Annotated in this window: 19 protein-coding genes and 1 tRNA gene; 8 read left to right on the plus strand and 12 right to left on the minus strand. The window is 69.4% G+C overall.

The features are described 5' to 3' along the window. The 6 genes from CS1GBM4_RS13710 to CS1GBM4_RS13735 form a co-directional block, all read right to left on the minus strand. On the minus strand, positions 1–1,261 hold a 1,261-nt coding region (locus tag CS1GBM4_RS13710; RefSeq protein ID WP_280177717.1), incomplete at its 3' end, for a DNA translocase FtsK. 250 nt (positions 1,262–1,511) lie between these two features. Further along, on the minus strand, positions 1,512–4,427 hold the full coding sequence (locus tag CS1GBM4_RS13715; RefSeq protein ID WP_244607226.1) for an FAD-binding and (Fe-S)-binding domain-containing protein: 2,916 nt from the start codon (positions 4,425–4,427) through the stop codon (positions 1,512–1,514). A 96-nt stretch (positions 4,428–4,523) separates the two neighbouring features. Beyond that, the gene (locus tag CS1GBM4_RS13720) at positions 4,524–6,044 is read right to left on the minus strand and encodes a tripartite tricarboxylate transporter permease (protein ID WP_186419293.1); all 1,521 of its coding nucleotides are present in this window, start codon (positions 6,042–6,044) and stop codon (positions 4,524–4,526) included. Between the two features lie 10 nt (positions 6,045–6,054). Further along, complete coding sequence (locus CS1GBM4_RS13725; RefSeq protein ID WP_186419294.1) at positions 6,055–6,555, minus strand: tripartite tricarboxylate transporter TctB family protein; 501 nt, start codon at positions 6,553–6,555, stop codon at positions 6,055–6,057. Positions 6,556–6,741: 186 nt separating this feature from the next. Further along, positions 6,742–7,725, minus strand: coding sequence for a tripartite tricarboxylate transporter substrate binding protein (locus CS1GBM4_RS13730; protein ID WP_186419295.1), 984 nt, complete (start codon positions 7,723–7,725; stop codon positions 6,742–6,744). 224 nt (positions 7,726–7,949) lie between these two features. Next, entirely contained in the window at positions 7,950–8,633 is a 684-nt protein-coding gene (locus tag CS1GBM4_RS13735) for a GntR family transcriptional regulator (RefSeq protein WP_244607253.1), read from the minus strand. A 265-nt stretch (positions 8,634–8,898) separates the two neighbouring features. Between CS1GBM4_RS13735 and CS1GBM4_RS13740 the strand changes: the two genes are divergently transcribed. After that, positions 8,899–10,086, plus strand: a complete 1,188-nt coding sequence (locus tag CS1GBM4_RS13740; protein WP_186419297.1) for an aminotransferase class V-fold PLP-dependent enzyme — start codon at positions 8,899–8,901, stop codon at positions 10,084–10,086. Between the two features lie 140 nt (positions 10,087–10,226). On the opposite strand, the gene CS1GBM4_RS13745 is transcribed toward CS1GBM4_RS13740, so the two are convergent. Next, positions 10,227–10,712, minus strand: a complete 486-nt coding sequence (locus CS1GBM4_RS13745) for a MarR family transcriptional regulator (protein WP_186419298.1) — start codon at positions 10,710–10,712, stop codon at positions 10,227–10,229. 243 nt (positions 10,713–10,955) lie between these two features. Here CS1GBM4_RS13745 and CS1GBM4_RS13750 point away from each other — a divergent pair, with 243 nt between their 5' ends. From CS1GBM4_RS13750 to CS1GBM4_RS13775, 6 genes are all read left to right on the plus strand, one after another. Continuing rightward, entirely contained in the window at positions 10,956–11,924 is a 969-nt protein-coding gene (locus CS1GBM4_RS13750) for an alpha/beta hydrolase (RefSeq protein WP_210201588.1), read from the plus strand. A 133-nt stretch (positions 11,925–12,057) separates the two neighbouring features. Beyond that, on the plus strand, positions 12,058–12,564 hold the full coding sequence (locus CS1GBM4_RS13755) for a cupin domain-containing protein (RefSeq protein ID WP_186419300.1): 507 nt from the start codon (positions 12,058–12,060) through the stop codon (positions 12,562–12,564). Positions 12,565–12,885: 321 nt separating this feature from the next. After that, a complete protein-coding gene (locus CS1GBM4_RS13760) occupies positions 12,886–13,362 on the plus strand; it encodes a spore coat U domain-containing protein (RefSeq protein WP_186419301.1) in 477 nt (158 codons plus the stop codon). A 110-nt stretch (positions 13,363–13,472) separates the two neighbouring features. Beyond that, positions 13,473–14,192, plus strand: coding sequence for a fimbria/pilus periplasmic chaperone (locus CS1GBM4_RS13765; RefSeq protein ID WP_186419302.1), 720 nt, complete (start codon positions 13,473–13,475; stop codon positions 14,190–14,192). A 16-nt stretch (positions 14,193–14,208) separates the two neighbouring features. Continuing rightward, entirely contained in the window at positions 14,209–16,620 is a 2,412-nt protein-coding gene (locus CS1GBM4_RS13770; protein ID WP_186419303.1) for a fimbria/pilus outer membrane usher protein, read from the plus strand. Continuing rightward, entirely contained in the window at positions 16,611–17,582 is a 972-nt protein-coding gene (locus tag CS1GBM4_RS13775) for a spore coat protein U domain-containing protein (protein ID WP_186419304.1), read from the plus strand. The genes CS1GBM4_RS13770 and CS1GBM4_RS13775 overlap by 10 nt, the downstream gene beginning before the upstream one ends. A gap of 168 nt (positions 17,583–17,750) precedes the next feature. Here CS1GBM4_RS13775 and CS1GBM4_RS13780 read toward each other — a convergent pair. The 3 genes from CS1GBM4_RS13780 to phhA all read right to left on the minus strand — a co-directional run bounded on the left by CS1GBM4_RS13780 (position 17,751) and on the right by phhA (position 20,287). Next, positions 17,751–17,826 (minus strand) — tRNA-Lys (locus CS1GBM4_RS13780). 196 nt (positions 17,827–18,022) lie between these two features. Then, the gene (locus CS1GBM4_RS13785) at positions 18,023–19,300 is read right to left on the minus strand and encodes a solute carrier family 23 protein (protein ID WP_186419305.1); all 1,278 of its coding nucleotides are present in this window, start codon (positions 19,298–19,300) and stop codon (positions 18,023–18,025) included. A 123-nt stretch (positions 19,301–19,423) separates the two neighbouring features. Beyond that, positions 19,424–20,287, minus strand: coding sequence for a phenylalanine 4-monooxygenase (gene phhA / locus CS1GBM4_RS13790; RefSeq protein WP_186419306.1), 864 nt, complete (start codon positions 20,285–20,287; stop codon positions 19,424–19,426). Between the two features lie 123 nt (positions 20,288–20,410). Between phhA and CS1GBM4_RS13795 the strand changes: the two genes are divergently transcribed. After that, positions 20,411–20,893, plus strand: a complete 483-nt coding sequence (locus CS1GBM4_RS13795) for an Lrp/AsnC family transcriptional regulator (RefSeq protein ID WP_186419307.1) — start codon at positions 20,411–20,413, stop codon at positions 20,891–20,893. Positions 20,894–20,902: 9 nt separating this feature from the next. Here the strand turns inward: CS1GBM4_RS13795 and CS1GBM4_RS13800 are convergent, their stop codons facing one another. Together CS1GBM4_RS13800 and CS1GBM4_RS13805 are read right to left on the minus strand one after the other, a co-directional pair. Then, the gene (locus CS1GBM4_RS13800) at positions 20,903–23,119 is read right to left on the minus strand and encodes a tetratricopeptide repeat protein (RefSeq protein ID WP_186419308.1); all 2,217 of its coding nucleotides are present in this window, start codon (positions 23,117–23,119) and stop codon (positions 20,903–20,905) included. Between the two features lie 134 nt (positions 23,120–23,253). Next, positions 23,254–25,680, minus strand: coding sequence for a tetratricopeptide repeat protein (locus CS1GBM4_RS13805; RefSeq protein WP_186419309.1), 2,427 nt, complete (start codon positions 25,678–25,680; stop codon positions 23,254–23,256). Positions 25,681–25,899: the final 219 nt, after the last annotated feature.

Consider the following 25,899-nt stretch of genomic DNA (forward strand, 5'->3'; position numbering starts at 1 on the left):
AGCCGGTCGTGCCCGCCACCAGCAGATGCGGCATCCGCGCCAGATCCGCGATCACCGGCTCGCCGCCGATCGTCTTGCCCAGGCACAGCGCCAGCCTGTGCTTGGTCGCCTCGAAATCATGGCTGGCCAGCAGCTCGCGCAGATACACCGTCTCGCGCTTGGCGTTCGGCAATTCGATGCCGATCGCGTTCTTGCCCTGCACCACCGCGACACGCGCCGACACCGCGCTCATCGAGCGCGCTATGTCGTCCGCCAGCGAAATCACACGCGATGACTTCGTCCCGGGCGCAGGCTCCAGCTCGTACAGCGTCACCACCGGGCCGGGACAGGCTTGGACCACCTCGCCGCGGACATTGAAATCCTCCAGCACGCCCTCGAGCAGGCCGGAATTCTGCTGGATGACCTCGATCGGGATCGCACTGGCGATCTGCGGCGGCTCGGCCAGGAATGCGATCGGTGGCAGTTCGAACCCCTCCGCCGCGGCGGGCCGCGCCTGCGGAGCGACGGCGCGCAGCTTTGGCGCCGCAGGCACGACCGAGACCTTGGGCTGCACGGCGGCGGGCGCGTCCTCGGCCTCGGCCGGCCTCGGCGCCGGTGCGGCAGCGGGAGCCGCGGGCGCGAGCTGCCCCATGATCCTGCGGCGCGGAGCCGGAGCTTTGGGAGGAGATGTCGGTGCGGCCGCAACGGGAGCTGCCGGGGCGGCCGGCAGGGTCTGCGGCGTCAGGCTCAGCTCGAAACGATAGGGCTGGGTCCAGCCGAACGTCATTGCCGCCGGCGCGACGGGAGCCGGAGCAGGCGCCGGGCGCACCGGCTCGGCCACTGCCGGCGGCGTCATCGGCCCGTTTCCCTGCAGGGGCACCCGCGATGCGAGGGAGGACGGCGCAGGCTCGAAGGCGGCATCGTCCTCCTGCTCCGCAGCGGGAATGAACTCCCAGAAGGCGGCATCGGAGAGAAAGGCGAAGGGCGTCGTCGCGGCCTCCACCAGGCGCTCCTCCGGCAGCGGCGAATCGGCGGCCGGAGCGGTCGGGATGTCCACCTCCCCGGCTGTTTCACCCCGCGGCGCCGCCTCCGGCTCCGGCGCCTCGATCGAGCCGGCTCCCCAGACCTGCGCCAGCATATGCCGCGGAGTCCGCCAGTAGCGGACGCGGCCGGGATCGGCGGGCGCTTCCTGAACCGGCTCGGGCGCCGGGCTCGCGACCTCGGCGGCGGCGCGCTCGACCTGCTGGCGGCGCAGCTTGTCGGGGGTCCGCCCGAAGCGCACGAACGCCGATGCCGGGCCCCCTGCCGGACCTCCGGATTGCTGCCCGGAGACATCAGCGAAATCAGTGAGTTGATCCGAAATCCGGGCAGCGGGAGAGACGCTGTTCGTCTGCAGATTGCGATGGATTCGACGCATGGATTGACGCAGGCCCGGCACTAATTCGGCAGTGCATCGAGGGGTAGCGGGGCAGAGTTAACGCCCCCTGAACTCGTCCTCTCCATCCACCGATTGCGTGCTGCCGGCCGGGCCCTCAGCCTCTCAGCGCCTCGTCCAGAACCCTGACCACATGCACCGCCTCGCGCCCGGCGCCGTCATGGATCTGGTGGCGGCAGCTCGTGCCGTCGGCGACGACGAAGTCGCCGGCCCCGGCCCTGCGCACCGCCGGCAGCAGCGCGAGCTCCCCCATCGCCAGCGAGACCTCGATGGTCGCGGCGCCATAGCCGAAGGCGCCCGACATGCCGCAGCAGCTCGATTCGATCGGCCTGACCTCGAGCCCCGGCACAGCCCGCAGCGTCGTCTCGACCGCGCCCATCGCGTCGAACGCCTTCTGGTGGCAATGCCCGTGCAGATGCGCGATGCGCCCGCCCTGGTCGCGCAATGGCAGGCTGGTCCTGCCGACCGCCATGTCGGCCGCGAGCAGCTCCTCGACCAGCAGAGCCGCCTTGGCCAGCGGCTCGACCTCGGCCTTCGGCAGCAGCGCAGCGAATTCGTCGCGGAAGCTCATCAGGCAGGAGGGCTCGAGCCCGACGACACGCGCCCCCCTGGCGACGAAGGGCGCAAGCGCATCGAGCGTGCGCCGGGCCTCGGTCCGCGCCTCGTCGACCAGCCCCGCCGAGAGGAAGGTGCGGCCGCAGCAGAGCGGGCGGCCTCCGCCCGCGGCAGCGGCCCGATGCAGCCTGTAGCCGCCGGCAAGCAGCACGCGCTCGGCCGCCTCCAGATTCTCGCGCTCGAAATAGCGGTTGAAGGTGTCGCCGAAGAGCACGACGTCGCGGCCGTCGCCCAATACGTCGGAGGGGCGCGACGGCGCCGTCTCGCGCCAGGGCTCGCGCCAGACCGGCAGTGAGCGCCGCGCCGAGAAGCCGAGCCAGCGTTCGCTGAGCGTCGCCAGCAGCGGGACGCGGTCGCGCAGGTTCATAAGCGGGGCGAGCCTGGCGGCGAGCGGCGCATAGCGCGGCAGGAAGGCGATCAGGCGCTCCTTCAGCGGCAGGCCGTGCCGTGCATGGTAATGATGCAGGAACTCGATCTTCATCCGCGCCATGTCGACGCCGGTCGGGCAGTCGCGCCTGCAGCCCTTGCAGGAGACGCAGAGATCGAGCGTCTCCTTCATCTCCGGCGCGGTGAAGGCGTCTTCGCCGAGCTGACCGGAGATGGCGAGGCGCAGCGTATTGGCCCGGCCGCGGGTGAGGTGCTGCTCGTCCCGCGTCGCCCTGTAGGACGGGCACATCGTGCCGCCCGCCATCTTCCGGCAGGTGCCGTTGTTGTTGCACATCTCGACCGCGCCGCCGAAGCCGCCCCAGTCGGACCAGTCGAGCGCCGGCGCCGCCGGCACCGGCGTGCCGTAGCCGGGCGCAAAGCGCATCAGGCTGCGGTCGTCCATATGGTAGGGCCGGACGATCTTGCCGGGGTTGAGCTGGTTCCCGGGATCGAACCCGTCCTTGACCGCCTCGAAGGCGCGGGTCAGCGGCGCGCCGAACATCGGCTCGACGAAATCGGAGCGCGAGATACCGTCGCCATGCTCGCCCGAGAACGAGCCCTTGAAGCGGCGCACCAGCTCGCTGGCCTCCTCGGCGATGCTCCGCATCGCCTTCACCCCGGCTTCCGTCTTCATGTTGAGGATCGGGCGGACATGCAGGCAGCCGACCGAGGCGTGCGCATACCAGGTGCCGCGCGTGCCGTGGCGCTCGAACAGCGCCGTGACGGCGTCGGTATACTCGGCGAGATGCTCGAGCGGGACGGCGCAGTCCTCGATGAAGGAGACCGGCTTCCCGTCGCCCTTCATCGACATCATGATGTTGAGGCAGGCCTCGCGCACCTCCCAGACCGGCTTCTGCCGGGCGGGCTCCACCACCTCGACCACCGCATCGGCAAAACCGTGATCGGCCATGCACTGGTCGAGCCGCCTGAGATCGCCCTTCAGAGCCGAAAGGTCGTCGCCGGCGAACTCGACCAGCAGCAGGCAGTTCGGCTTGCCTCTGGTGATGTCGGCGAGCGTGCGCACGAAGAGCGGAATATCGGCGCCGAGCACCAGCACATTGTTGTCGACGAGCTCGACTGCGGCCGGCCCGAGCGCGACGAGATGCTGCGTCGTCTCCATGGCCGACCGGAAGCTCGGGAAATGGCAGACGCCCATGACGCGGTGTTGCGGCAGGGACGAGAGCTTGAGCGTCGCCTGCGTGGTCAGCGCCAGCGTGCCCTCCGAGCCGACCAGAAGATGCGACAGGTTCGGCGCCGGGGCGATCAATTCGTCGAGGTTGTAGCCGCCGACCCGTCGCTGCACCTTCGGGAAGATCGCCTCGATTTCGCCGCGATGCCGCTCGGCCAGCGCCAGCATGTTCTCCATCAGCGCCCGCGCCCGCGGCGAGGCATTGTCGCCGAGCGGCCCCTCGCCGAGCGCGAAGGCCTCGCCGTCATGGAACATCGCTTCCAGGCCGACGACGTTGTCGACCATCTTGCCGTAGCGCAGCGAGCGCGCGCCGGAGGAGTTGTTGCCGACCATGCCGCCGATGGTGCAGCGGCTCGCCGTCGAGGGCTCGACCGGGAAAAACAGCCCGTCCTTCCTGAGATGCGTGTTGAGCGCTTCCAGCACGATGCCCGGCGCGACCGAGACCGTGCGCGCCGCCGGGTCGTAGTCGCGGATCGCGTTGAAATGCCTGCTCATGTCGAGGATCAGCGCATCGCCGATCGGCTGGCCGTTCTGCGAGGTTCCGCCGCCGCGCGCGATCACCGGCGCGCCGTGCTCGGCCGCGATCGTCAGCGCCGCGGCGATGTCGGCGTCACTCCTCGGGAAGGCGACGCCCTGCGGCATGATCTGGTAGATCGAGGCGTCGGTGGCGTAGCGCCCGCGGGTGAAGGCGTCGAAACGCACCTCCCCTTCCAGCGCCTGCGACAGTTTGCGTTCGAAGCCGAGATTGCGCGAACCCTGCCTGGTGAGCGTCGTCTGGTTCATGGGTTCACGAGATAATCCAAACATGCGCCGTCGTTGCGGCCGCAGCCAAGCGGAGCGGCTTGCCCGGAGTCAGAGTGCGGCGGTCGACCAACGGCATTATTCTGCGGCCCGCGCCGCCATACGCCCGCGACCGCGCAGGGCGGCGAGCGCATCGCCCGCCGGCCCCCAGCAGAGCAGCAGGAGAGCAAGGACGACAAGCGTCGTCACCAGCCCGTTCGCCCAGAAGATGCCGAGCGAGCCGCCGGAGCCGAGCAGCGCCTGGCGGAAGGCGTCCTCGGCCCGATCGCCGAGCACCAGCGCCAGGATCAGCGGCGCGAGCGGATAGTCGAGCTTCTTGAAGACATAGCCGACGACGCCGAAGATCAGCATCAGCCAGATGTCGAAGATCGAGTTCGAGATCGTGTAGGCGCCGATCGCGCAGACGATCAGGATCACCGGCGCGACGAAGGAGAACGGGATCCGCATGATCGCGGCGAAGAGCGGGACGGTCGCGAGCACGATGACGAGGCCGGCGAGGTTGCCGAGATACATCGAGGCGATCAGCCCCCAGACGAAGTCCTTCTGCTCGACGAACAGCATCGGCCCGGGCTGCAGGCCCCAGACAAGGAGGCCGCCGAGCAGCACCGCCGCGGTCGCGGAGCCGGGAATGCCGAGCGCCAGCATCGGCAGCAGCGCGCTGGTGCCGGCGGCGTGGGCCGCGGTCTCCGGCGCCAGCACGCCCTCGATCTCGCCCTTGCCGAAGTTCCTGCCGCGCCGGGAGAAGCGCTTGGCGAGGCCATAGCCCATGAAGGAGGCGGCGATGGCACCGCCCGGCGTCACGCCCATCCACATGCCGACGATCGCCGAGCGCAGCAACGTCGCCCAGTAGCGCGGCAGACCGGCCCAGGTCCGCAGCACCACCATCAGGTCGATCCTGGCCTGCTTGCCCTTGAACACCAGCCCTTCCTCGACCGTCAGCAGGATCTCGCTGACGCCGAACAGGCCGATCACCACGATCAGGAAGTCGAAGCCGCGCATCAATTCGGTCGAGCCGAAGGTCATGCGCAGGTCGCCCGAGATCGAATCGAGGCCCACCGCCGCGAGCAGGAAGCCGATGCAGAGCGAGGCGATGATCTTGGCGCGGTTCTCCCGGCCCATGCCGATGAACGAGCAGAAGGTCAAAAGGAAGACCGCGAAGAACTCGGCCGGGCCGAAGCGCAGCGCGAACTGCGCGACCAGCGGCGCGACGAAGGTGATCAGCACCACGCCCGAGAGCGCGCCGATGAAGGAGGCGGTGAAGGCCGCGGTCAGCGCTTCCGCCGCCTTGCCCTGCACCGCCATCGGGTAGCCGTCGAAGGTGGTCGCGACCGACCAGGCTTCGCCGGGGATGTTGAACAGGATCGAGGTGATCGCGCCGCCGAACAGCGCGCCCCAGTAGATCGACGACAGCAGGATGATCGCCGAGGTCGGATCCATGCCGAAGGTCAGCGGCAGGAGGATCGCGACGCCGTTCGGTCCCCCTAGGCCCGGCAGCACCCCGACGATGATGCCGAGGATGACCCCGACCGCCATGAAGCCGACATTGTGCCAGGAGAGCGCGACCTGAAAGCCGGCGACGAGCGAGGCGAAATCGTCCATCGGTTGCCCTTCAGTAGCCGAGCGCCGCTTCCAGCGGGCCCTTCGGCAGCGGCACGCGGAATTGCAGCTCGAAGATCCAGAAGCAGACGACCGGCACGAGCAGCGCGGTCAGCAGGATCGACCACCAGCGCGAGGTGCCGACCACCGCCATGAAGGCGAGGATGAAGGCCGCCGCGGCGGCGTAGAGGCCGAGCGGCTGGATCAGCGCCACGAACAGGACGAGCGGCCCCAGCACCCTGACCACCTGGCGCAACTGCGCGTAACTGACGAAGACCCCGTCCGGCCGGCGGAAGGACTGCCAGAGGATGAAGAGCGCGGCTGCGAGGAAGATCCAGCCGACGCGGGCCGGGAAGAAGCCGTTCTGCGGTCCGCCGTCCCAGCCGGCGCCGCGCCCGTGCGAGTCGTAGAGGACGAGCCCAGCGAGCCCGATCAGCAGCAGCGCCGTGGCGATTTCGACGGGACGGCGTGCGATGCCAGGTTCAGGTGCTTCGGTTTCGGAAGGTAATGACATCAATCACTCCCGCTCGCCGTCCGGGACAGGTCCGGAACCATGAACACCCGGCCATTCCAGATCGTCATGCTCGCCCTTGTGGCGAGCATCCACGTCTTGAACGCCGCTTTCGACCAGTGACGCCAAGACGTGGATGGTCGGGACAAGCCCGACCATGACGACGAAGGCGCCGTTGCGGCTCCAGCATCACTTCGCCATGAAGCCGGCCTCGGTCATCAGCTTCTCGTGCTTCGCCTCGTCGGCCTTCAGGAAGGCGACGAAGGCCTCGCCGTCGCGATAGTCCGGCGCCAGCGCGTTGCGGGCGAGATACTCCTTCCATTCCGGCGTCTGCGAGACCTTCTTGAACAGGTCGACATAGAAGGCCTGCTGCTCCTTGCTGACCTTCCCGGGCATGAACATGCCGCGCAGCATCTGGTAGCTGACGTTCAGCCCCTGCGAGGCACAGGTCGGGATGTCGGCCCAGGACTGCCCGTCCGCGACCTTCTCGCTGTAGACCATCGTCTGCTCGGAGAAGACGCAGAGCGGTCGCGTGGCGCCGCCGCGCCAGTTGGCGAGGTCCTCGGCCGGGTTGTTGGTGGTCGCCTCGACATGCCCGCCCGACAGCTGCGTCGAAGCCTGGCCGCCGGAGGTATAGGGAATATAGGCGAACTTCACGCCGCCCTGCTTCTCCATGGCGAAGACGAGCAGATTGTCCTCGCGCTTGGACGAGGTGCCGCCGATCTTCATCGGCGGATTGGCGCTCTTCGCCGCCGTCATCAGGTCGCCGGCAGTCTTGTAGGGCGACTTGGCGTTGACCCAGAGCAGGAAGGAATCCTGCGCCAGCATCGCGACCGGGGTGTAGTCGGTCCAGTTCAGCGCCAGCTTGGTCGCCATCGGCGTCATGAAGATGCCGCTCGAGGTGGTGATCAGCTTGTGCGCGTCGCCGGCCGACTTCTGGATGTCGAGCATGCCTTCGGCGCCGCCGGCGGCCGGCTTGTTGACGACGATGATCGGCTGCCTGGTGAACTGGTGCTTCTGGATGATGCCCTGGATCGTGCGCGCCATCTGGTCGGAGGCCCCGCCCGCCGAGAACGGCACCACGATCTCGATCGGCTTGTTCGGCTCCCAGGCGGCCGCCTGCCCGATGCCGGCGGCCAGAATCGCGGTCGCGGCCAGCCAATGCTGCTTCATGATCGCTCCCTCCTGACGATGCGCTCTGACGGCGCTGGTGAGGGACCTTAGCCCAAAAAGTTTTGCATTCAATCCGAAATTTCAGGAGCGCGAATTGTCGACGGCGAATGCCGTCATTCTCGGGCGAAGCGCAGCGCAGGCCCGCGGATCTCGGAACAAGACGACACTGGCTGCCGAGATGCTCGGGACAAGCCCGAGCATGACGCCGCACAATGACGACAGCCTCACCCTGCCGAAGCCTGCGCCGCCTTCCGCTTGTTGCGCAGATGCAGGAACAGGATGTCGGAGAGCTCCGAGCCCGCGCGCCGACGCAGCGCATCGAGGATCGCCTCGTGCTCGCGCATCGCCTCGCCCCAGCGGTCGCGATCCTTGGCGAGATTGGCCGAGTAGCGCACGCGCCGGATCCGCCCGGCCAGGCTGGCATAGGTCGCCGCCAGCGTCGCGTTTCCGGCTGCCGCGACGATCGCCAGATGGATCGCCTGGTTGCAGTGGAAATAGCCATGCATGTCACGGCGCAGGTAGAAGCGGTACATGTCGTGATGCATCCGCTCGATTTCAGCGAATTCGGCCTCGGAAATCCGCTCGCAGGCCAGGCGCCCCGCCAGCGCCTCGAGCCCGCCCATCACGTCGAAGAGCTCGCGGACATCTTCCGGGCTGAGCTCGCGCACCCGCGCGCCGCGATTGGGCAGGAGCTCGATCAGCCCCTCCGCCGCCAGCACCTTGAGCGCCTCGCGTAACGGCGTGCGGGAAATGTTGAAGCGCTCGCACAGCGCCCGCTCCGGGACGCGCGCTCCGTCGGCGAGATTGCCTTCGACGATGAAGTCGCGGAGCGCGACCAGCAGCCCCTCATGCAGCGAGGCGGCCGGCTTCGCCGCCACGGCCGGCGCCGGGCTCGACTCGTCGACCATATCGAGAATTGGCTCGCTCATGCCCCATCGCTAGGTTCGCCCGCGCCCGCTGTCGAGCGCAATCATCGACGATCAGCATACCAGAGCGAGATTGATCTTCCAAAAAATGAATGCAAAATGACAGAGACTGATGCTGGCGCCCGCTTCGGTCGGCTTCCAAGGCAAGCTGACCGAAACACGGTCTCTGCACAGGGAATTGAGAGACGGATTCACCGATCGGATCCGGCTCGAGGCGCTGAGACCCTCAGGGGAGGACAAGACCATCATGCAAGGGCGTCACTTCCTGCACATTCCCGGCCCGAGCCCGATTCCGGACCGGATCCTGCGCGCCATCGCCATGCCGATCATCGACCATCGCAGCGCCGAGTTCGCCGCCCTCGGCAGGACCGTGCTGGACGGCAGCAAGGCCGTGTTCAAGACGACGCAGCCGGTGCTGATCTACCCTTCCTCCGGCACCGGCGCCTGGGAAGCGGCGATCGTCAACACGCTCTCCCCCGGCGACGCCGTGCTGATGGCCGAGACCGGCCATTTCGCCACGCTCTGGAAGAACATCGCCACGCGCTTCGGCATCGAGGTCGTCTTCATCCCCGGCGACTGGCGCCGCGGTGCCGATCCGGCAGCGATCGAGGCCAGGCTCGCCGAGGACAAGGCCCGCAGGATCAAGGCGGTGATGGTCGTCCACAACGAGACCTCGACCGGCGCGACCAGCCGCGTCGCCGAGATCCGCAAGGCGATCGACGCCGCCGGCCATCCGGCCCTGTTCATGGTCGACACCATCTCCTCGCTCGCCTCGGTCGACTACCGCCATGACGAATGGCAGGTCGACGTCACGGTCTCCGGCTCGCAGAAGGGGCTGATGCTGCCGCCCGGCCTCGGCTTCAACGCCGTCTCGGAGAAGGCCCTGGCGGCCTCGAAGGCCAATACGCTGCCGCGCTCCTATTGGGACTGGCAGGAGATGATCAAGATCAATGCCGGCGGCTTCTTCCCCTACACGCCGGCGACCAACCTCCTCTACGGGCTGAAGGAGGCGCTCGCCATGCTGCAGGAGGAAGGGCTGGACCAGGTCTTTACCCGCCACCAGCGCCTCGCGCGCGCCTGCCGCGCCGCGGTCCGGGCCTGGGGGCTGGACGTGCTCTGCGAGAATCCGGCCGAGCAATCGCCGGTGCTCACCGCCGTGCTGATGCCGCCGAGCCATGACGCCGACCGCCTCCGCAGGATCGCCTTGGAGAAGTTCAACATCTCGCTCGGCTCCGGCCTCGGCAAGGTCGCCGGCAAGGTCTTCCGCATCGGCCATCTCGGCGAATGCAACGAACTCAGCCTGCTCGGTGCCCTCTCCGGCGTCGAGATGGGCCTCGCCGCGGCCGGCGTGCCCCATCACAGCGGCGGCGTCGCGGCGGCGATGGCCGATCTCGAAGGCGCTGAAGCTGGCAACGAGGCGAAGGCCGTGGCCTGAGCCTCAGGTAGCAGCAACCTATCTCGACTCCGTCATGCTCGCCCTTGTGGCGAGCATCCACGTCTTGAACACCGCATTCGACGAAGGACGAGAAGACGTGGATGGTCGGGACAAGCCCGACCGTGACGGCAATGGCAGACCTACTCGGCCTCGGCCACTTCGACGGCCCTCGTCCCCTGCCCGCGCGCCGCCTTGAGCAGATTGCTGCGCAGCCTGACCACCGCCTTCTGCACCACCGGAAAATCCGCACCGAGCCCGGCGGCCGCCACCAGGTTCATCGGCAGCGCCTTCTCGCGCAGCCTGCGGCCCTCCGGCGTGAGGCTGACGCGCACCTGGCGCTCATCGGCCGGATCGCGCTGACGGCGGATATAGCCGAGCGATTCCAGCTTCTTCAGGATCGGGGTCAACGTGTTCGACTCCAGGAACAGCTTCTCGCCCAGGCTGCCGACGCTCTGATTGTCCTCCTCCGAGAGCGCGATGATCGCGATGTACTGGGTATAGGTCAGCCCGAGTTCGTCGAGGATCGGCTTGTAGGCACGGCCATAAGCGAGGTTGGCCGAATAGATCGCGAAGCAGAGGAAATCCGCCAGCCTGGGGACCTCCGAATCTTGGGTTTCAGCAGCCATGCCATGCCTCGTCGTGAGAGCGCTATCGTCACACCGATATATATCGCATCCGATTAAATCGGAACAGTTGACATCCGCTTGGGTGCGGTCATACAACACGCATCCGATTAAATCGGATGCGACTTAACTTGCAGAGGGAAGCTCGTCATGTCTTGGCTCAACAAGATTCTCGACAGCGGCCGCACCCACGCCACCGGCGGCCGCGAAACTATCGATCCCAGCCGCCGCCTCTTTGTCGGCGCCATGACGACAGCGATCGCCGCAGCCGGGCTCGGCCTCGGCCGGCCGGCATCGGCTGCATCGCCCGCGCTGTCCTCCTTCGGCCCGCTCAAGCGGATTGACGCCGGCGTGCTCAGTGTCTCCTATGCCGAGCTGGGCCCTGCCGACGGCCCGGTCGTCATCCTGCTCCATGGCTGGCCCTACGACATCCACACCTATGTCGATGTCGCCCCGCTTCTGGCGGCCAAGGGTCATCGGGTCATCGTGCCCTTCCTGCGCGGCAATGGCGGAACCCGCTTCCTCTCGCCGGACACACCGCGCAACGGCCAGCAGGCTGCGCTGGCCGTCGACGTCATCGCGCTGATGGACTCGTTGCGGATCGACAGGGCGTTGCTCGGCGGCTGCGACTGGGGCGCGCGCACCGCCTGCATCGTCGCGGCGCTCTGGCCGGAGCGGGTCAATGGCCTGGTCTCGGTCAGCGGCTATCTCATCGGCAGCCAGGAGCTCAACAAGGCTCCGCTGCCGCCGAAGGCCGAGCTGCAATGGTGGTATCAATACTATTTCGCCACCGAGCGCGGCGCAGCCGGCTATGCTAGGAACACCCGGGATTTCGCCCGCCTGATCTGGCAGACCGCCTCGCCGAAATGGGGTTTCGACGACGAGACCTTCGCGCGTTCCGCAGCATCCTTCGACAACCCCGACCACGTGGCGATCTCGATCCACAACTACCGATGGCGCCTCGGCCTGGCGCAGGGCGAAGCTCGGTTCGACGCATTCGAGAAGCAACTCGCCGCGTTCCCGAACATCCGCGTGCCGACCATCACGCTGGAGGGCGACGCCAATGGCGCGCCGCACCCCGCTCCTGCGAGCTATGCCGGAAAATTCTCCGGCTGGTACCGGCACAGGACGATCGACGGCGGCGTCGGCCACAATCTTCCGCAGGAGGCCCCGGCCGCCTTCGCCGACGCCGTCATCGCCGTCGGCCATACCTGAAGGCGGCATCCGCGAGAGCGCGGCTCGGGAAGGTTACCGGAGCCGTGTCCGGATGCCGACAAATGCGAGGGATTCCCGAAGGCCCGTCTTTACGCCCCTCCTCTACGATCCGCGCGATGACGGGGAGGAAGAGATGGCCTTGAAGATGATGCTGGCCGGGGCGGCCGCGCTGATGCTGCGGCAGATCCCGGTGGCGACGGTGGCCGAGCAGGCGCCGCTGGTGGCGCATGCCCCGGACGACCTGCCGATGGAGCCCTCGCCCATCGAGCCGTCCTGGATTATCGCCGGAGAGCCCGTCGCACGGGTCGGCCTGCATTCGCGCGCCGGCGACGACGCCGCCTCCACCGCGATCTGGGATTGCACCGCCGGGGAGTTCCGCTGGTTCTTCGATTGGGACGAGACCGTCGTCATCCTCGAAGGCGAGGTCCACGTCACCGCGCAGGACGGCTCGCAGCGAGTGCTGCGCCAGGGCGACATCGCCTATTTCGCCGGCAAGACCTGGGCGACTTGGCGGATCGACTCCTATGTCCGCAAGATCGCCTTCTGCCGCAAACGCTTCCCGGCACCGGTCGCGCTTGCCTACCAGTTGCGCAACATGCTGCGCGGCGACCGCGGATCGCAGGGCGGCCTCGCCGCCTGAAGCAGACGCCTTCCAGGGCAACCGGCCAGGGCCTTTCGCCGCACGGGCCGACGGCGGCGGCATCGGCTCGCCGGGCGGATCGAGACCTCGCGCCTGTTCACAGCGTTTCGAGCAGTCATCGCGCCGGCCGGCGGCCGGCGCGGGCGACACGCAAGAGACCGGCCGCCGAAGGCTTGCCCGGCTCCAAGTTGGCCGCCACCTCCATCTGCGTCATTAACCATCGGTTAACCACGTCGACTTAGCCTTGAACCTGGAGAACGGGCTGAATTGAGAGAACGACCTACGACTGACCATCACCGGCAGCAATAAACGGAGGAAGGCATGCGCTCGGCCTGGATCGTGCTGTTCATCGGCATGCTGGCGGGCGAGGCGAGCGCCGCGACCGCGACGAGCACCTTCCAGGTCCTGATCAATATCCAGGCGGCCTGCACCATCACAAGCGCCACCGATCTCAATTTCGGGAATGTCGGCGTCCTCAGCGCCAGCATCGATTCCACCAGCACCGTCACGGTGCAGTGCACCGCCACGACGCCCTATACGATCGGGCTCAATGCCGGCCTCAACGGCGGCGGCGTCACGACGCGGCAGATGAGCGGCGCCGGCGGTCTGGTGAACTATGCCCTGTCCCGGGACCCCGCGCGGACTTTGAACTGGGGCGAAACCATCGGGGTCGACACCGTCGCCGGAACCGGCTCGGGCGCGGCTCAGGCCTATACCGTCTATGGCCGGGTGCCGGCACAGGCCACCCCCAGCCCCGCCCTCTACACCGACACGATCACCATAACAGTCACCTACTGACCACGGCTGGCCGAGCCGGCTTCGTACGGAGATCTTCGAGAAAATCCGCGCGGACGGGCCACGAAGCCGTGGCCGACGACGAACCGCGCCCGTCACCGGAGGAAGATGCCATGAGAGCCCGCCTCGCCCTGGCCGTCGCCTGCGGCCTCACCACGACGACGGCATCGGCCGCTTCGCTGCAGGTCGCACCGGTGCTGCTCGATGTCCCTGCCGCGGGCTCCGCCACGACGATCACGCTCCGCAACACGGACACCCAGCCGATCACGGCGCAGATCAGGGTCTATCGCTGGGTCCAGGCCGGCGGCGAGGAACGGCTCGAGCCGACCGGCGACGTCGTCGCCAGCCCGCCCTTCGTCGAGCTGCGCGCCCGCCAGGACTACACGGTGCGCGTGGTCCGGACCGTGCGCCGAACCGTTGCCGGCGAGGAGGCGTACCGCCTCGTCATCGACGAGTTGCCTCGGCCGCAGCAGCGCAGCGGCACGGTCTCGCTCGTGCTGCGCCATGTCGTCCCGGTCTTCTTCGCAAGTCGCGGCACCTCGCCCGCGAACCTGACCTGGGGCGTCAGCACGCAGGGTCGGCGCCTGGTGCTCAATGCCCGCAATCATGGCGACGCCCGCCTGCGGCTCTCCGCCGTCAGCATCCGCGATGCGTCGGGCCGGGTCGTGGGGGCCAGCAAGGGCCTGGTCGGCTACGCGCTCGGACAGGGCACGATGAGCTGGCCGCTTCCAGCCACGGGGCCGCTGCCGCGCCCTGGCAGCAGGGTTTCGATCAGCGGCTCAGGCGAAACCGGTCCCTTCAATGCGGCCGCACGTGTCCAAGCGACGCCTTAGCTGCTGGCAGCTGGTCTTGCTGATCAACGCCGACTCCCTGCTGGCGCTCTGCAACGCTGCGGCAACCGAAGGCCGCGCCCGCGATCTTCAGCTCGACGTTTCCCTGGGCGGCCAGGCGATCGGCCTCATCGGAGCGTTCCGTCAGAGCGAGACGGGCGCGCTGTCGGCGCGCCGCAAGGAACTGGAAGAGCTCGGCATCAGGGTTCCCGAGCACTTCCGGCCCGAGGACGAGGTTCCGCTCGGCGCCATCCCCGGGCTGAGCCATCGCTACGACGAAGCCCGGCAGCGCATCGATCTGCAGGCTCCCGACGCCCTTCGGATGCGCAAGATCTACGATGCGACGCCGCAGCCGGACACGACGCCCGCGACGGGCCTGGCGACGACCGGCGCCGTGCTCAACTACACGCTCCTCGCCAATTCCAGCGGGGCGCAATTCCATGAGGTCTGGCGCTATCCCAGCCTCTCCGCCAATCTGGACGGGCGCGTCTTCAGCCCGTTCGGCGTGCTGTCGCAGAGCGGAATCGTCGCCAACCGCTCGCTCGCTGCGGACAAGGCCGACATCCTGCGGCTCGACACCACCTGGAGCTATTCCGACCCTGCGGCGCTGCTGACCTACCGGGCCGGCGATACCATTTCCGGGGGCTTGGCCTGGACCCGCCCGGTTCGCCTGGGGGGCCTGCAGATCCAGCGCAATTTCGGGCTGCGGCCCGATCTCGTCACCCTGCCCCTGCCGAGCATCGACGGCAGCGCCGCCGTGCCCTCGACGGTCGACGTCTTCGTCAACGGCATCCGCACGGTGTCGCAGCCTGTCGATGCCGGGCCGTTCCGCATCAACAACCTGCCCATCCTGTCGGGTAACGGCAATGCCAGCGTCGTCCTGCGCGATGCCTCCGGCCAGCAGAGCGAGACCACGCTGCCCTTCGCCGTCTCGGGCAAGCTGCTGCGGCCCGGCCTCAGCGATTTCTCCGCCGAGATCGGCATGCCGCGCCTGCAATACGGGTTGCGCTCCAGCCTCTATGCCGAACAGCCCGCGGGCTCGGGGAGCGTGCGCTACGGGCTGAGCGATCGCCTCACCCTGATGGCGCATGGCGAGGCGGCGCGCGCATTCGGCAATGCCGGCGCCGGCGCCGTCATCGGGCTCGGGCCGCTCGGGCTCGTCAGCGCCGCCGGCGCGGGGAGCTGGCGCGGCGGCGCGGCCGGCGGCCTGGCCTATTTCGCTTTCGAGACCCGCCTGGGCGACGTCTCTGTCTTCGCCTCGAGCCAGCGCAGCTTCGGCGACTATCACGACCTCGCCTCCGCGACGGCCTCGCCTGCCGCACTCGGCACGCTCGCCTTGACTTTGGCCGACACCGGCGCCGCGACCGATGCGCGCGGCTGGTCCTGGCTGCAGCTGCCGCCGCGCGCCGTCGATCGCGTCTCCGTCGGCCTGCCGGCGCCGCTGCTCGGCGGCGGGCTCAATCTCGGCTTCGCCCAGCTCAGGGAGGTCGGCGGCCGCACCAGCCGCATCGTCAATGCCAGCTATTCGCGGCCGCTGCCGCGCGGCGGCTCGTTCTACGTCACCGTCTTCGCGGATCTGGTGTCGGGCGGTTCGGCCGGCGTCTTCGCCGGATTGTCCTTCCCGTTCGGCGGCAACATCACCTCCTCCGCCGGCTTCACCCGCTCCGGCGGCGCCTGGGCGCTGGCCGCCGACATCGCAAAGCCGATCCAGCAGGAGCCGGGCAGCATCGGCTGGCGCCTGCGTGACGTCGAAGGCGCCGGCGGCCAGCGTCGTCGCACGGCTTCCCTCGCCTATCGCGGCGATTACGGACAGGTCGAGGGCGCAGTCGAGCAGAGCGCCGGGCGCGTCGCCGGCTCGGCGCAGCTCGACGGCGCCCTGGTCGCAGCCGGCGGCAGCCTCCTCCTCGCCAACCGCATCGACGACGCCTTCGCCATCGCCAAGGTCGGCGTCCCCGGCGTCGACGTCCTCCACGAGAACCGCGTCGTGGCCCGCACCGGCGCCGGCGGCACGGCCCTGATCCCCAATCTGCGCTCCTATCAGTCCAACCGGATCGCGATCGACGCGCGCGGCCTGCCGGTCACCGCCGTGGCGGAGACGACCCAGGAGGTCGCGGCGCCGCCCGACAGGGCCGGCATCATCGTCGACTTCGCGGTGCGCTCAGCCGTCGACGCCGCGATCGTCGTGCTCCACGGGCGCGACGGCAAACCGCTGCCGGCCGGCTCGCGCGGCGCGCTCCAGCCCGGGCTGCGTGGGGTCGCGAGCCCGGCTCCCGATCTCGTCGTGGGCTATGACGGGCGCGCCTTCGTCGAAGGGCTCGGCGCCGACAACGAGATCCGCGTCCGCCTCGCCGACGGCGAATGCAGCGCCCGCTTTCCCTTCGCTCCCAGGGAAGGGGTGCAGGTCACGATCGGACCGGTGCCATGCCGATGAGATCGCCGCTTCACCACATCGTGGCCTGCGCCCTGCTCATCCTGGCCGGCCTGCTCGCAGCGACAGCCCCTGCCGCGGCGCAATCCTGCTCGCTGAGCGTCACCCCCATGGTCTTCGGGCCGGTCGACGTCACCGCCAATGCCCAGGTCGACACCACGGCGACGGCGACCGTCAGCTGCACCGGCCTGCCGCTGCAACTCGTCGGAATCTGCATCGATCTCGGCCCTGGCTCCGGCGGCGCGACCGATGCGACGAACCGCTTCATGGTCAACGGCGCGCAGCAATTGCGCTACGGGCTCTATGGCAGCGGCATGACGCCCTGGGGCTCGGGCGCCTGGGCCGGCGGCGGTGCCAATCCCGTCGGCTTCAACATCGTGCTCTCGGCCGGCGGAAGCGGCAGCCATTCGGAAATCATCACCGGCCGCGTCCATGGCGGCCAGCCCACCGCCGCGCCGTTGACCTATACGAGCACCTTCACCGGCGTCGACGCCCGCATCCGCTTCGGGCTTGTGTCGTTCCTGCTCGGCTGCAACCTCCTGACCAATGCGCAGACGACGACCTTCAGCGTCAGCGCCACCGTGCCGCCGACCTGCCGGGTGACGACCAGCAATCTCGACTTCGGCTCCGTCGCCATCCTCGCCAGCGCGCGCGACGCCGCGGCCGCCCTGACCCCGACCTGCACCAGCGGGACCGCCTACCAGATCGGCCTCGACGGCGGCCTCGCCGGCGCGACGGACCCGACCCAGCGGCGCATGTCGAAAGGTGCCGAATTCGTCACCTACGGGCTCTACCGCGACGCCGCCCGGGCGCTGCCCTTCGGCAGCACGCTCGGAGTCGATACGCTCGCCGGGACCGGCACGGGACTGGCCCAGACCGTCACCATCCACGGCCGCGTCCCGGCGCAGCCGACGCCCTCCCCCGGGGCCTATGCGGACACCATCGTCGCGACGGTCGTGTACTAGATGGGAACTGCCGGGCTCGGCCGGCAAGGATGGGAGAACCGGGGGCGGCCTGTCGTCGCCGGCACGATTCTGCAGGCCGGCCTGCACAAGACTCCGCCGGCCTTCGAAGCAGCCCGGCTCAGAACTCTGTGAGGAGAGGAAAATCCGCCGTTCAGGCAGTTGCGTCCGTGGTGGGTGATGTAGGGCTCGAACCTACGACCCGCTGATTAAGAGTCAGCTGCTCTACCAACTGAGCTAATCACCCATACGCCACGAAGACGTTGCCGGCGAGGCGTGGACCGCGTCCCGACGCGCGGCGATGTAGCAAACACCCCCGCCCCTGTCCACCCGTTTGCGACAGAAATATGCAAACTTGTTGGAGACGCTCCCCGCCCGCTCCGTGCAGGGACAGGGAGAGGCCCGCCACGAGGCGCGCGGCGGGCTCTCTCTCGCGCGCGGTTTCAGGCCGCGCTGCGGCGGTCGAGCAGGTGATAGAGCGCGATCGCGGCGAAGGTCGCCGTGCCGATGCCGCCGAGCTCATAGCCGAAGATCGGCAGCTTGAGGTCGCCGGCGCCGAGAATCAGCGCGGTCGCCACCGTCAGAAGATTCTTCGGCGCGGCGAAGTCGACCTGGTTCTCGACCCAGATCCGGCCGGCCGTCGCGGCGATCAGGCCGAATACGACGACGGCGAGGCCTCCCAGCACCGCGACGGGGATGGTGCCGATCACCGCGCCGAACTTGGGCGAGAAGCCGAGCAGGATGGCGATCACGCCGGCAGCGACGAAGACCAGGGTCGAATAGACCCGCGTCACCGCCATCACGCCCATGTTCTCGGCGTAGGTCGTGACGCCGGTGCCGCCGCCGGAGCCGGCGATCATCGTGCCGAGGCCGTCGGCGAAGAAGCCGCGCCCGATCAGGGCGTCGAGATTGCGCCCGGTCATCACCGAGATGCCCTTGATGTGCCCGAGATTCTCGGCAACCAGGATGATCGCGACCGGTGCGATCAGCGCGATCGCCCTGGCGTCGAACACCGGCGCGACGAAATTGGGCAGGCCGAACCAGGCTGCCGCCGCGACCTTGCCGAAATCGACCGGCGGCGCGCCGAAGCTCGTCGCCGTCGCGGCATAGAGGATATAGGCCGCGAGCCCGCCGATCAGCACCGGCAGGCGCTGCACCAGGCCGCTGCCATAGACCGCGATCAGCGCCACCGCGACCACCGTGAACAGCGCGATCCACTTGGTGTAGGCGCTGGCCGAGATCATGTTCATCGCGACAGCGGTCAGGTTGAGGCCGATCGCGGCGACGACGGCCCCGGTGACGACCGGCGGCAGCAGCCTCTCGATCCAGCGCGTGCCGACGCCCTGCACGACGAGGCCGATCGCGGCATAGACCGCGCCGCAGGCGATGATGCCGCCGAGCGCGACCGGTAGGTTCGCGTTCGGGCCGCTGCCGGCATAGCCCGTTGCGGCGATGACTACGCCGATGAAGGCGAAGGAGGAGCCGAGATAGCTTGGCAGCCGCCCGCCCGTGATGACGAAGAAGAGCAGCGTCGCGATGCCGGAGAAGAAGATCGCGACATTGGGATCGAAGCCCATCAGGATCGGCGCCAGCACCGTCGCGCCGAACATGGCGACGACGTGCTGCAGGCCGGCGATGATCGTCTGCCCGGTCGGCAGGCGCTCGTCCGGCATGACTTCGCCGGAGGTCTTCAGCGTCCAGTTCGGAAAATAGCCAGCCATCGTCCCGCTCCCAGCCAACGCGCCTGCGCGCACCGGAGGGGAATAGTGGCAAGAATCGGGCTCGCGCCAAGCGAGAGGCAGGCGCCGTCCACCGCAAACAGCGCGCTTCCTCGATCCGGCGGGTCAGGCCGCCGGCCGCCTCCGGCGCTCGCCGCCCCCGATCGGCCTGTCCTCGGCGAGCACGGCGTCGGCGGCGAGCTCGGGCAGGGCGCGCGCCCTCGCCATCGCCGCCTCCAGCGGCCCGGGCGAGAGATCGGGCATGGCGTCGAAGCCGGACATGACGAAATAGGTCTGCTGGAAATCGTCGATCTTGTAGAGCGTCCGCATCACCCGCACGGGATCGAAGGCGATGCGGTTCGGCTCGTCGCTCTCCAACGCATGAACCGTCTCGCCCGGCGAGGAGGAGATGCCGGCGCCGAAGATGCGCAGCCCCGCCCCGGTTTCGATCAGGCCGAACTCGACGCTGTACCAGTAGAGCCGCGCCAGCCGGGCGAGATCGGCCGGATCGGCATAGCGCAGCCCGGCCTCGCCATAGGCGGCGACGAAATCGGCATAGGATCGGTTCATCAGCAGCGGCACATGGCCGAAGACGTCGTGGAAGATGTCCGGCTCCTCGATATAGTCGAACTCCTCCGGGCGCCGGATCCAGAAGCCGGCCGGAAAGCGCCGCTGCGCCAGATGGGTGAAGAACACCCGATCCGGCACCAGCCCGGGCACGGCCACCACCGTCCAGCCGGTCGCGGCCTCCAATGTGCGGTTCATCTGGCGGAAATCGGGGATCCCGTCGGCCGTGATGCCGAGCGCGGCGAGCCCGGCGAAATATTCGTCGCAGATCCTGCCGCTCAGCAGCTCGAACTGGCGGCGATAGAGCCGCGACCAGGTCTGGTGGTCGGCGGCGGAATAGGCGTCGAAACGCTGATCGACGACATGGTCGGCCGGAATCTCATGCGGCTTCAGTCCCGACCGGATGAAGGGATCGCTGGTCATGGCGCACCTCCCAATGCTGCGCCACACTCTGCGCCCGGCCGGCGGTCATATCCTGCCTTTCTCCTTGCCAGCGCTCCGAGAGCAGCCATGATCGGACCATCTCTCCCCGGATGAGGTCCGATCATGCCCCATTCCGTAAAGCAGCCGTCCCGCCTCGACGAGACCGACCGGCGCATCCTGCGGGCGCTCCAGCGCAATGGCCGGCAGACCAATGCCGCGCTCGCCGAGGCGATCGGCATGGCGCCCTCCCCCTGCCTGCGCCGCCTGCGGGCGCTGGAAGAGGCAGGCGTCATCACCGGCTATCGCGCCCTGATCGACCGCCGCAGCCTCGGCCATGGCGTCGAGGCCTATGCTCTCGTCAAGCTCTCGCAATCCGATCCGGACTGGCGCACCAAGCTGATCGAGAAGCTGCAATCCTTCGACGAGGTGATCTCCTGCCAGGCGATGACCGGCGAATGCGACCTGCTGGTCCACATCGTCGCCGGCGACATCGAGGCCTATGGCGAGTTCGCCATGCAGCGCCTGCTGACGCTGCCCGGCATCGCCGACATGCGCTCCTCCTTCGTGCTGGCGACGATCAAGCCCGATCGCGGCTGGCCCGTCTGAGGCCGCGCCTCAGGGCATCCCGGCGAAGGCGCGATAGCGTTCCTCGGCATGGGCGTCGAGCGCGCGCGCCCGCGCCAGATCGGCCGCCGCTTCCGCGGCGTCGCCGCGGCGCTGATGGGCGAGCGCGCGGCCGTACCAGGCTTGTCCGAGGCGCGCGTCGAGCGACAGGGCCCGGTCGAAATCGGCGATCGCCGCATCGGTCTGGCCGAGCGCGGTGCGCAGCGCCGCCCGCGCCACCCAGCCATCCGGATCGGCCCGGTTGGCCGCGACCACGGCGTCGAGATCGGCCAGCGCCCGCTCGTATTCGCGCGCGCGCTGCAGCAGCAGGGCCCGGTTGAGCAGGGCCGCGGCGTTGGCGGGCGCGACCGCGACCACATCGTCATAGGCCTTCAACGCAGCGCCCAATTGCCCGCGCGCCGTGAGCGCCCGAGCCCGCTGGAACAGGGCCTCGACCGAGCGCGGCTCGCTGCGCAGGGCCGCTTCGGCGTCGGCCTGCGCCGCGGCGAAGGCGCCGTCGCGATGGTTCAGCCGGGCGCGCTGCACCAGGGCCGCCGGATTGTCCGGCTCGAGCGTGAGCGCGGTGGCGAGATCAGCCCTGGCCTGCGCTTCACGCGCCGGCTGGCCGATGCCGAACTGCGCCCGGCGGATCAGCCGCGGCACGTCGAAGGCGTCGAGCGCCAGGGCGGCATCGAGCAGCGCGGCCGGATTCGCCGGGACCGGAGCGGCCGGAGCCGGCGGTGGACGCAGCGCGTCATAGGCGGCGCGCAAGGCGGAGCGCTCCTGCTGGTAGAAGTGCCGCGCCTCCCGCAGCAGATCGGCGAGGCGCGCCGGCCAGACCTCGATCGAACGGCCGAGCGCCGGCAGCAGCGCCTCGCGACGCTCGCGCGCCCCTTCGTGCTCGGGATCGACGGCGAGCAGCGCGCCATAGGCGGCGGCGGCCGCGCTCCGGTCACCGCGGACCTCATGCGCCAGGCCGAGCCCGAACAGCGTCGCCCGGTCATGCGGCCTCAGCACGAGCGCGGCCTGATAGGCTTCCAGCGCCGGCAGCGGCCGGCCGAGCGCGAGCAGCGCATCGCCGCGCATGCCGTGCCAGGGCGCCGCGTCGCGGCCGGGACCTGCCCGGTCGAGGTCGCGCAGGGCGAGATCGTTACGGCCGAGCGCGAGCAGGAGCTGCGCCCGGTTGCGCAGGGCGTTGCCGTCGCCGGGAGCGAGCGCCACGGCGCGGTCGAAATCGCCCAGAGCCTCCGTGCGCCGGCCGAGCCCGGCCAGCAGTCCCGCGCGGTTGTTCAGGCCGAAGACCGCGTCCGGCCGGACCGCCAGCAGCCGGCCATAGGCGGCGACCGCCTCCTCCGCCCGGCCGGTGCGTTGCAGGAGAAAGGCGCGCCTGGACAGCGACGCCTCGTGCCGGGAATCGAGCCGCAGCGCCCGCCCATAGCTGCCGAGGGCGGGCCCGTCATGACCGAGCGCCTCGAAGGCCCGCGCACGTTCGAACCAGACCTGCGCGACCTGCGGCTCGAGCCGTATGGCGCTGTCGAAGGCGGCGATGGCCTCGCGCGGCCGGGCCAGCGCGGCCAATGAAAGGCCGCGGCGATAATGATAGGAGGTGACGCCGGGCTCGATCGCGAGCGCCGCGTCGAGATCGGCCAGGGCCGCCTCGTGCTCGCCCTCGTCCTGCAGGAAGCGCGCCCGTGTCCCGCGCGCCCAGCCATTGGACGGGTCGAGCGCGATGGCGCCGTCGAGATCCGCACGGGCGCCGGCGATATCGCCGGCTCGCTCGCGCAGCAGGGCCCGGTCGGCCAGCAGGGTCGCGCGCCCCCCGATGACCATCGCCCGCTCGATCAGCGCCGCGGCCTCGGCATGGCGGCCGAGCTCGGACAGCGTGTGCGCCCGCCCGCGCAGCGCGGCCAGGTGATTCGGGACCGCCCTGAGCGCGGCGTCGAAATCGCGCAGGGCCTCCTTCAGGGCATGCTCGGCCTCGGACTGCCAGCCGCGGCTGGCGAGCAGATCGGCCCGGACGGCGCGGTTGAGCTCGCTGTTCAGGCTCTCGTCGCAGGCCGCGCGCCGCTCGCTGCCGCCGGCCTCGATCGCGCCCATGCAGATGCGGACGCGCTCCTGCGCGCGCTCGGCCCGCTCCGGCGGCGAGGCGGGCGCATAGGCCGCGACAGGCTGGGCGCCGAGCACGGCGAGCGCTCCGAGCGACATCAGGCGCAGGCGCAGCAGCTTCATGACGGCATCTCTCATGGCTCCCCAGCCGGGATCATGAGATCGGCAAAGGCCCGCAAAGGTCCAGTGGCCGCTGCGCCGGCGAAGCAAAAAAGCCGCCGCTGTGCCGCCTCCACAACAGTGGCGGCCGGCGCGCCTCAATACTCCAGTCCGAGCTCCCGGTAGCGTTCGTCGATCTCGCCATCGAGCGCGCGCGCCCTCGCGAACGCATCCTGCGCCGGCTCCGCCTCGCCCTTGCGCAGAAGGGCGATGGCGCGCCCGAAATGGGCGAAGGCGCTCTTCGGATCGCGCGCGATCGAGCGGTCGAAATAGGCGAGCGCCTCGTCGAGATCGCCCTCGTGCATCCTCATCGCGCCCAGGCTGTGGAGGGTCGTCGCCCGCTGGGGGTCGAGCTTGAGGGCTTCGGCGCAATCGCTGCGGGCCAGATCGAACTGCCGCCGCAGGATGTGGAAATAGCAGCGGTTGTTCCAGATCACCACGCTGGTGACCCCGCGCTCGATCGCCTGCGTCAGAAGGGCGATGGCGGCCTCGTAATCCCCGCTCCGATAGAGCGCGTTGCCGAGATCGATCGTCGCGCCGACATGGTCGGGCTCCAGCCGCAAGGCCTGTTCGAGATCTGCCCTCGCCTCGGCGAAGCGCTTCTGCTGCAGGCGCACGAGCCCGCGATAGCGCCAGGAATCCGACTGCTCGGGCCGCAGCCTGATCGCCGCCTCGAAATCCGCTTCGGCTTCCGCCAGCCGGCCGGCCTTGCGGTGCAGCAATCCACGATTGAAGCGGGCGGGCTTCGATCCGGGAGCGAGCGAGATCACGCTCGTGTAGTCGGCTACCGCCTCGGCGTCCTGCGAGAGCGCCGCCCGCGCCCGCGCCCGCCAGAAGAAGGCGTCCGCATGCTTCGGCGCCTGCTCCAGAACGCGCTCCGCATCGGCGGCGGCCTGCGGATAGCGCTTCTCGTCATAGTGGATGCGGGCCCGTTCGAGCCGGGCGTCGTCATTCCGCGGATGGCTCCGCAGCAGGTGCTCGACGTCGGCGAGCGCGCGGGCCCGGCCCTCCGCCGAGGCTGCGAGGAGGCGCGCCCGCTCGAGCCGAGCCGCATCGTCGTAAGGATCGAGCTCCAGCCTGTCGTCCAGCCTGCGCAGACGTTCGCGGCCCGTCTGAGCGGCGCTGGCCGAAGCCTGGTCCCGCGCGGCCCGCACCGCTCGCCTGACGGCGGAGGCGGCCTCGACCAGCCGGATGCGCCAGATCTCCCGTTCCCGCCCGAGCTTGACCAGCATCTCGTCGCGCTGGCGCGTGGAATCCGGGTCGCCCGGCTCGGCCTCGAGAGCCCTGCCGAAATGGCCGAGCGCCTCCGCCCAGCGTCCGCGCAGCTTCTCGGTCAGGCCGCGATTGTAATGGCCGAACATCGCCGCCGGCGCCCGCCTGATCACCTCGTCGAAATCGGCCGCAGCCTCGTCGTGGCGCTTCAGGCCCAATGCGATGCGGCCGCGCAGATTGACCGCCTCCGTCGTGTCATGCCCGAGCGCCACGGCGCGGTCGAGCGCACGGCGGGCCTTGCGGTAGTCCCTCCTCTCGAAATGGATCAGCCCCTTGACGTAGTGAGGCTGCCCGTTGCGCGGATCGAGCGAGATCGCGCGGTCCGCATCGCGCATCGCCTCGGCCCGGTCGCCCTTCTGCGACAGATGCCAGGCGCGGTTTCCGTAGCCGGAGGCCTGCCGCGGATGGGCCGCCAGCAGCGTTCCGTAGGCCGCGATCGCCGCATCGTCCCGACGAAGCATGGACAGTACATAGGCTCGGCGAAACAGCAGCTCGCCGTTTTTCGGTGCTCGCTCGAGACCGAGATCGTAGGAGCGCAGGGCTGCCGCGTGATCGCTCCGCCTTTCCTGCAGCCGGCCGCGCTGGAGCCAGTTGCCGGCATCCTGCGGCTCGATCCCGACCAGCCGGTTGAACGCCAGCAAGGCGGCGTCGAGATCGCCCTTCTCGCTCAGCGCCTGCGCATACCAGTACAGCGCCGCGGTATCCTTCGGATCGATTCCGGTCGCCGCCTCGAGATCGGCGAGCGCGGCGGCATGGTCCCGTCCCTCCAGCGCCAGCCGGCCGCGCTGGACCAGCGCATCGGCATAGCGGGGCTGGATCTGGAGAGCCGCATTGAAATCGGCGAGGGCCGATTCGCGCCGGCCGGCCCGGCGACGAACCAGGCCGCGATCGAGGTAGAGGAGCGGGCGCGTCTCGTCGTCGGCCAGCATCGCCGTGAAGGCGCGCTCGGCCTCGTCATAGCGCCCGAGATCCGACAGCATCACGGCTCGCCCGCGCAAAGCCGCATCGCTTCCCGGCACGATCTTCAGGGCGGCCTCGAAATCGCGCAGGCTGCCGTTCCGGTCGCCGCCGCGTCGCTTCTGCCAGCCGCGCGCGACCAGCAGGAGGGCACGGCGCGCCGGATGCGTCTCAAGCCCGAGCGCCCTGTTGCACGCGTCGATGCGCATGCCGGTATCCGCGCTGTCGGAGCTGCATTCGCCCCAGAACTCGGTCGCGCTGTCGGGCGATTGCCGGACATCGGCCAAGGCCGGCATGGCCGTGCCATATAGGCAAACGACCAGGACCGACGACCACGACAGCCGACGCCAGCGCCTCATGCAGCCCCCCGGATCCAGCACCGGGCAAGACTAGCGATCGTGTCGCGAGCAAGGAATAGCTTTCTCGCGCGATGCGATCAGGAGATGGGCGGGCGGCGCCATGGCGTCCGCCGCCATCTCAGGTCGAGACGGCGGCCGCGCTCCCTGCCCCGCCCC

The organism is Allobosea sp. CS1GBMeth4, assembly GCF_900185715.1.
Lineage (GTDB): Bacteria > Pseudomonadota > Alphaproteobacteria > Rhizobiales > Beijerinckiaceae > Allobosea.

Coding starts and splice junctions, on each gene's coding strand:
- CS1GBM4_RS13715 (WP_244607226.1), bottom strand. CDS start 4,427: ATGAACCAGACGACGCTCACCAGGCAGGGTTCGCGCAATCTCGGCTTC.
- CS1GBM4_RS13720 (WP_186419293.1), bottom strand. CDS start 6,044: ATGGACGATTTCGCCTCGCTCGTCGCCGGCTTTCAGGTCGCGCTCTCC.
- CS1GBM4_RS13725 (WP_186419294.1), bottom strand. CDS start 6,555: ATGTCATTACCTTCCGAAACCGAAGCACCTGAACCTGGCATCGCACGC.
- CS1GBM4_RS13730 (WP_186419295.1), bottom strand. CDS start 7,725: ATGAAGCAGCATTGGCTGGCCGCGACCGCGATTCTGGCCGCCGGCATC.
- CS1GBM4_RS13735 (WP_244607253.1), bottom strand. CDS start 8,633: ATGGTCGACGAGTCGAGCCCGGCGCCGGCCGTGGCGGCGAAGCCGGCC.
- CS1GBM4_RS13740 (WP_186419297.1), top strand. CDS start 8,899: ATGCAAGGGCGTCACTTCCTGCACATTCCCGGCCCGAGCCCGATTCCG.
- CS1GBM4_RS13745 (WP_186419298.1), bottom strand. CDS start 10,712: ATGGCTGCTGAAACCCAAGATTCGGAGGTCCCCAGGCTGGCGGATTTC.
- CS1GBM4_RS13750 (WP_210201588.1), top strand. CDS start 10,956: ATGACGACAGCGATCGCCGCAGCCGGGCTCGGCCTCGGCCGGCCGGCA.
- CS1GBM4_RS13755 (WP_186419300.1), top strand. CDS start 12,058: ATGGCCTTGAAGATGATGCTGGCCGGGGCGGCCGCGCTGATGCTGCGG.
- CS1GBM4_RS13760 (WP_186419301.1), top strand. CDS start 12,886: ATGCGCTCGGCCTGGATCGTGCTGTTCATCGGCATGCTGGCGGGCGAG.
- CS1GBM4_RS13765 (WP_186419302.1), top strand. CDS start 13,473: ATGAGAGCCCGCCTCGCCCTGGCCGTCGCCTGCGGCCTCACCACGACG.
- CS1GBM4_RS13775 (WP_186419304.1), top strand. CDS start 16,611: ATGCCGATGAGATCGCCGCTTCACCACATCGTGGCCTGCGCCCTGCTC.
- CS1GBM4_RS13785 (WP_186419305.1), bottom strand. CDS start 19,300: ATGGCTGGCTATTTTCCGAACTGGACGCTGAAGACCTCCGGCGAAGTC.
- phhA (WP_186419306.1), bottom strand. CDS start 20,287: ATGACCAGCGATCCCTTCATCCGGTCGGGACTGAAGCCGCATGAGATT.
- CS1GBM4_RS13795 (WP_186419307.1), top strand. CDS start 20,411: ATGCCCCATTCCGTAAAGCAGCCGTCCCGCCTCGACGAGACCGACCGG.
- CS1GBM4_RS13800 (WP_186419308.1), bottom strand. CDS start 23,119: ATGAAGCTGCTGCGCCTGCGCCTGATGTCGCTCGGAGCGCTCGCCGTG.
- CS1GBM4_RS13805 (WP_186419309.1), bottom strand. CDS start 25,680: ATGCCGGCCTTGGCCGATGTCCGGCAATCGCCCGACAGCGCGACCGAG.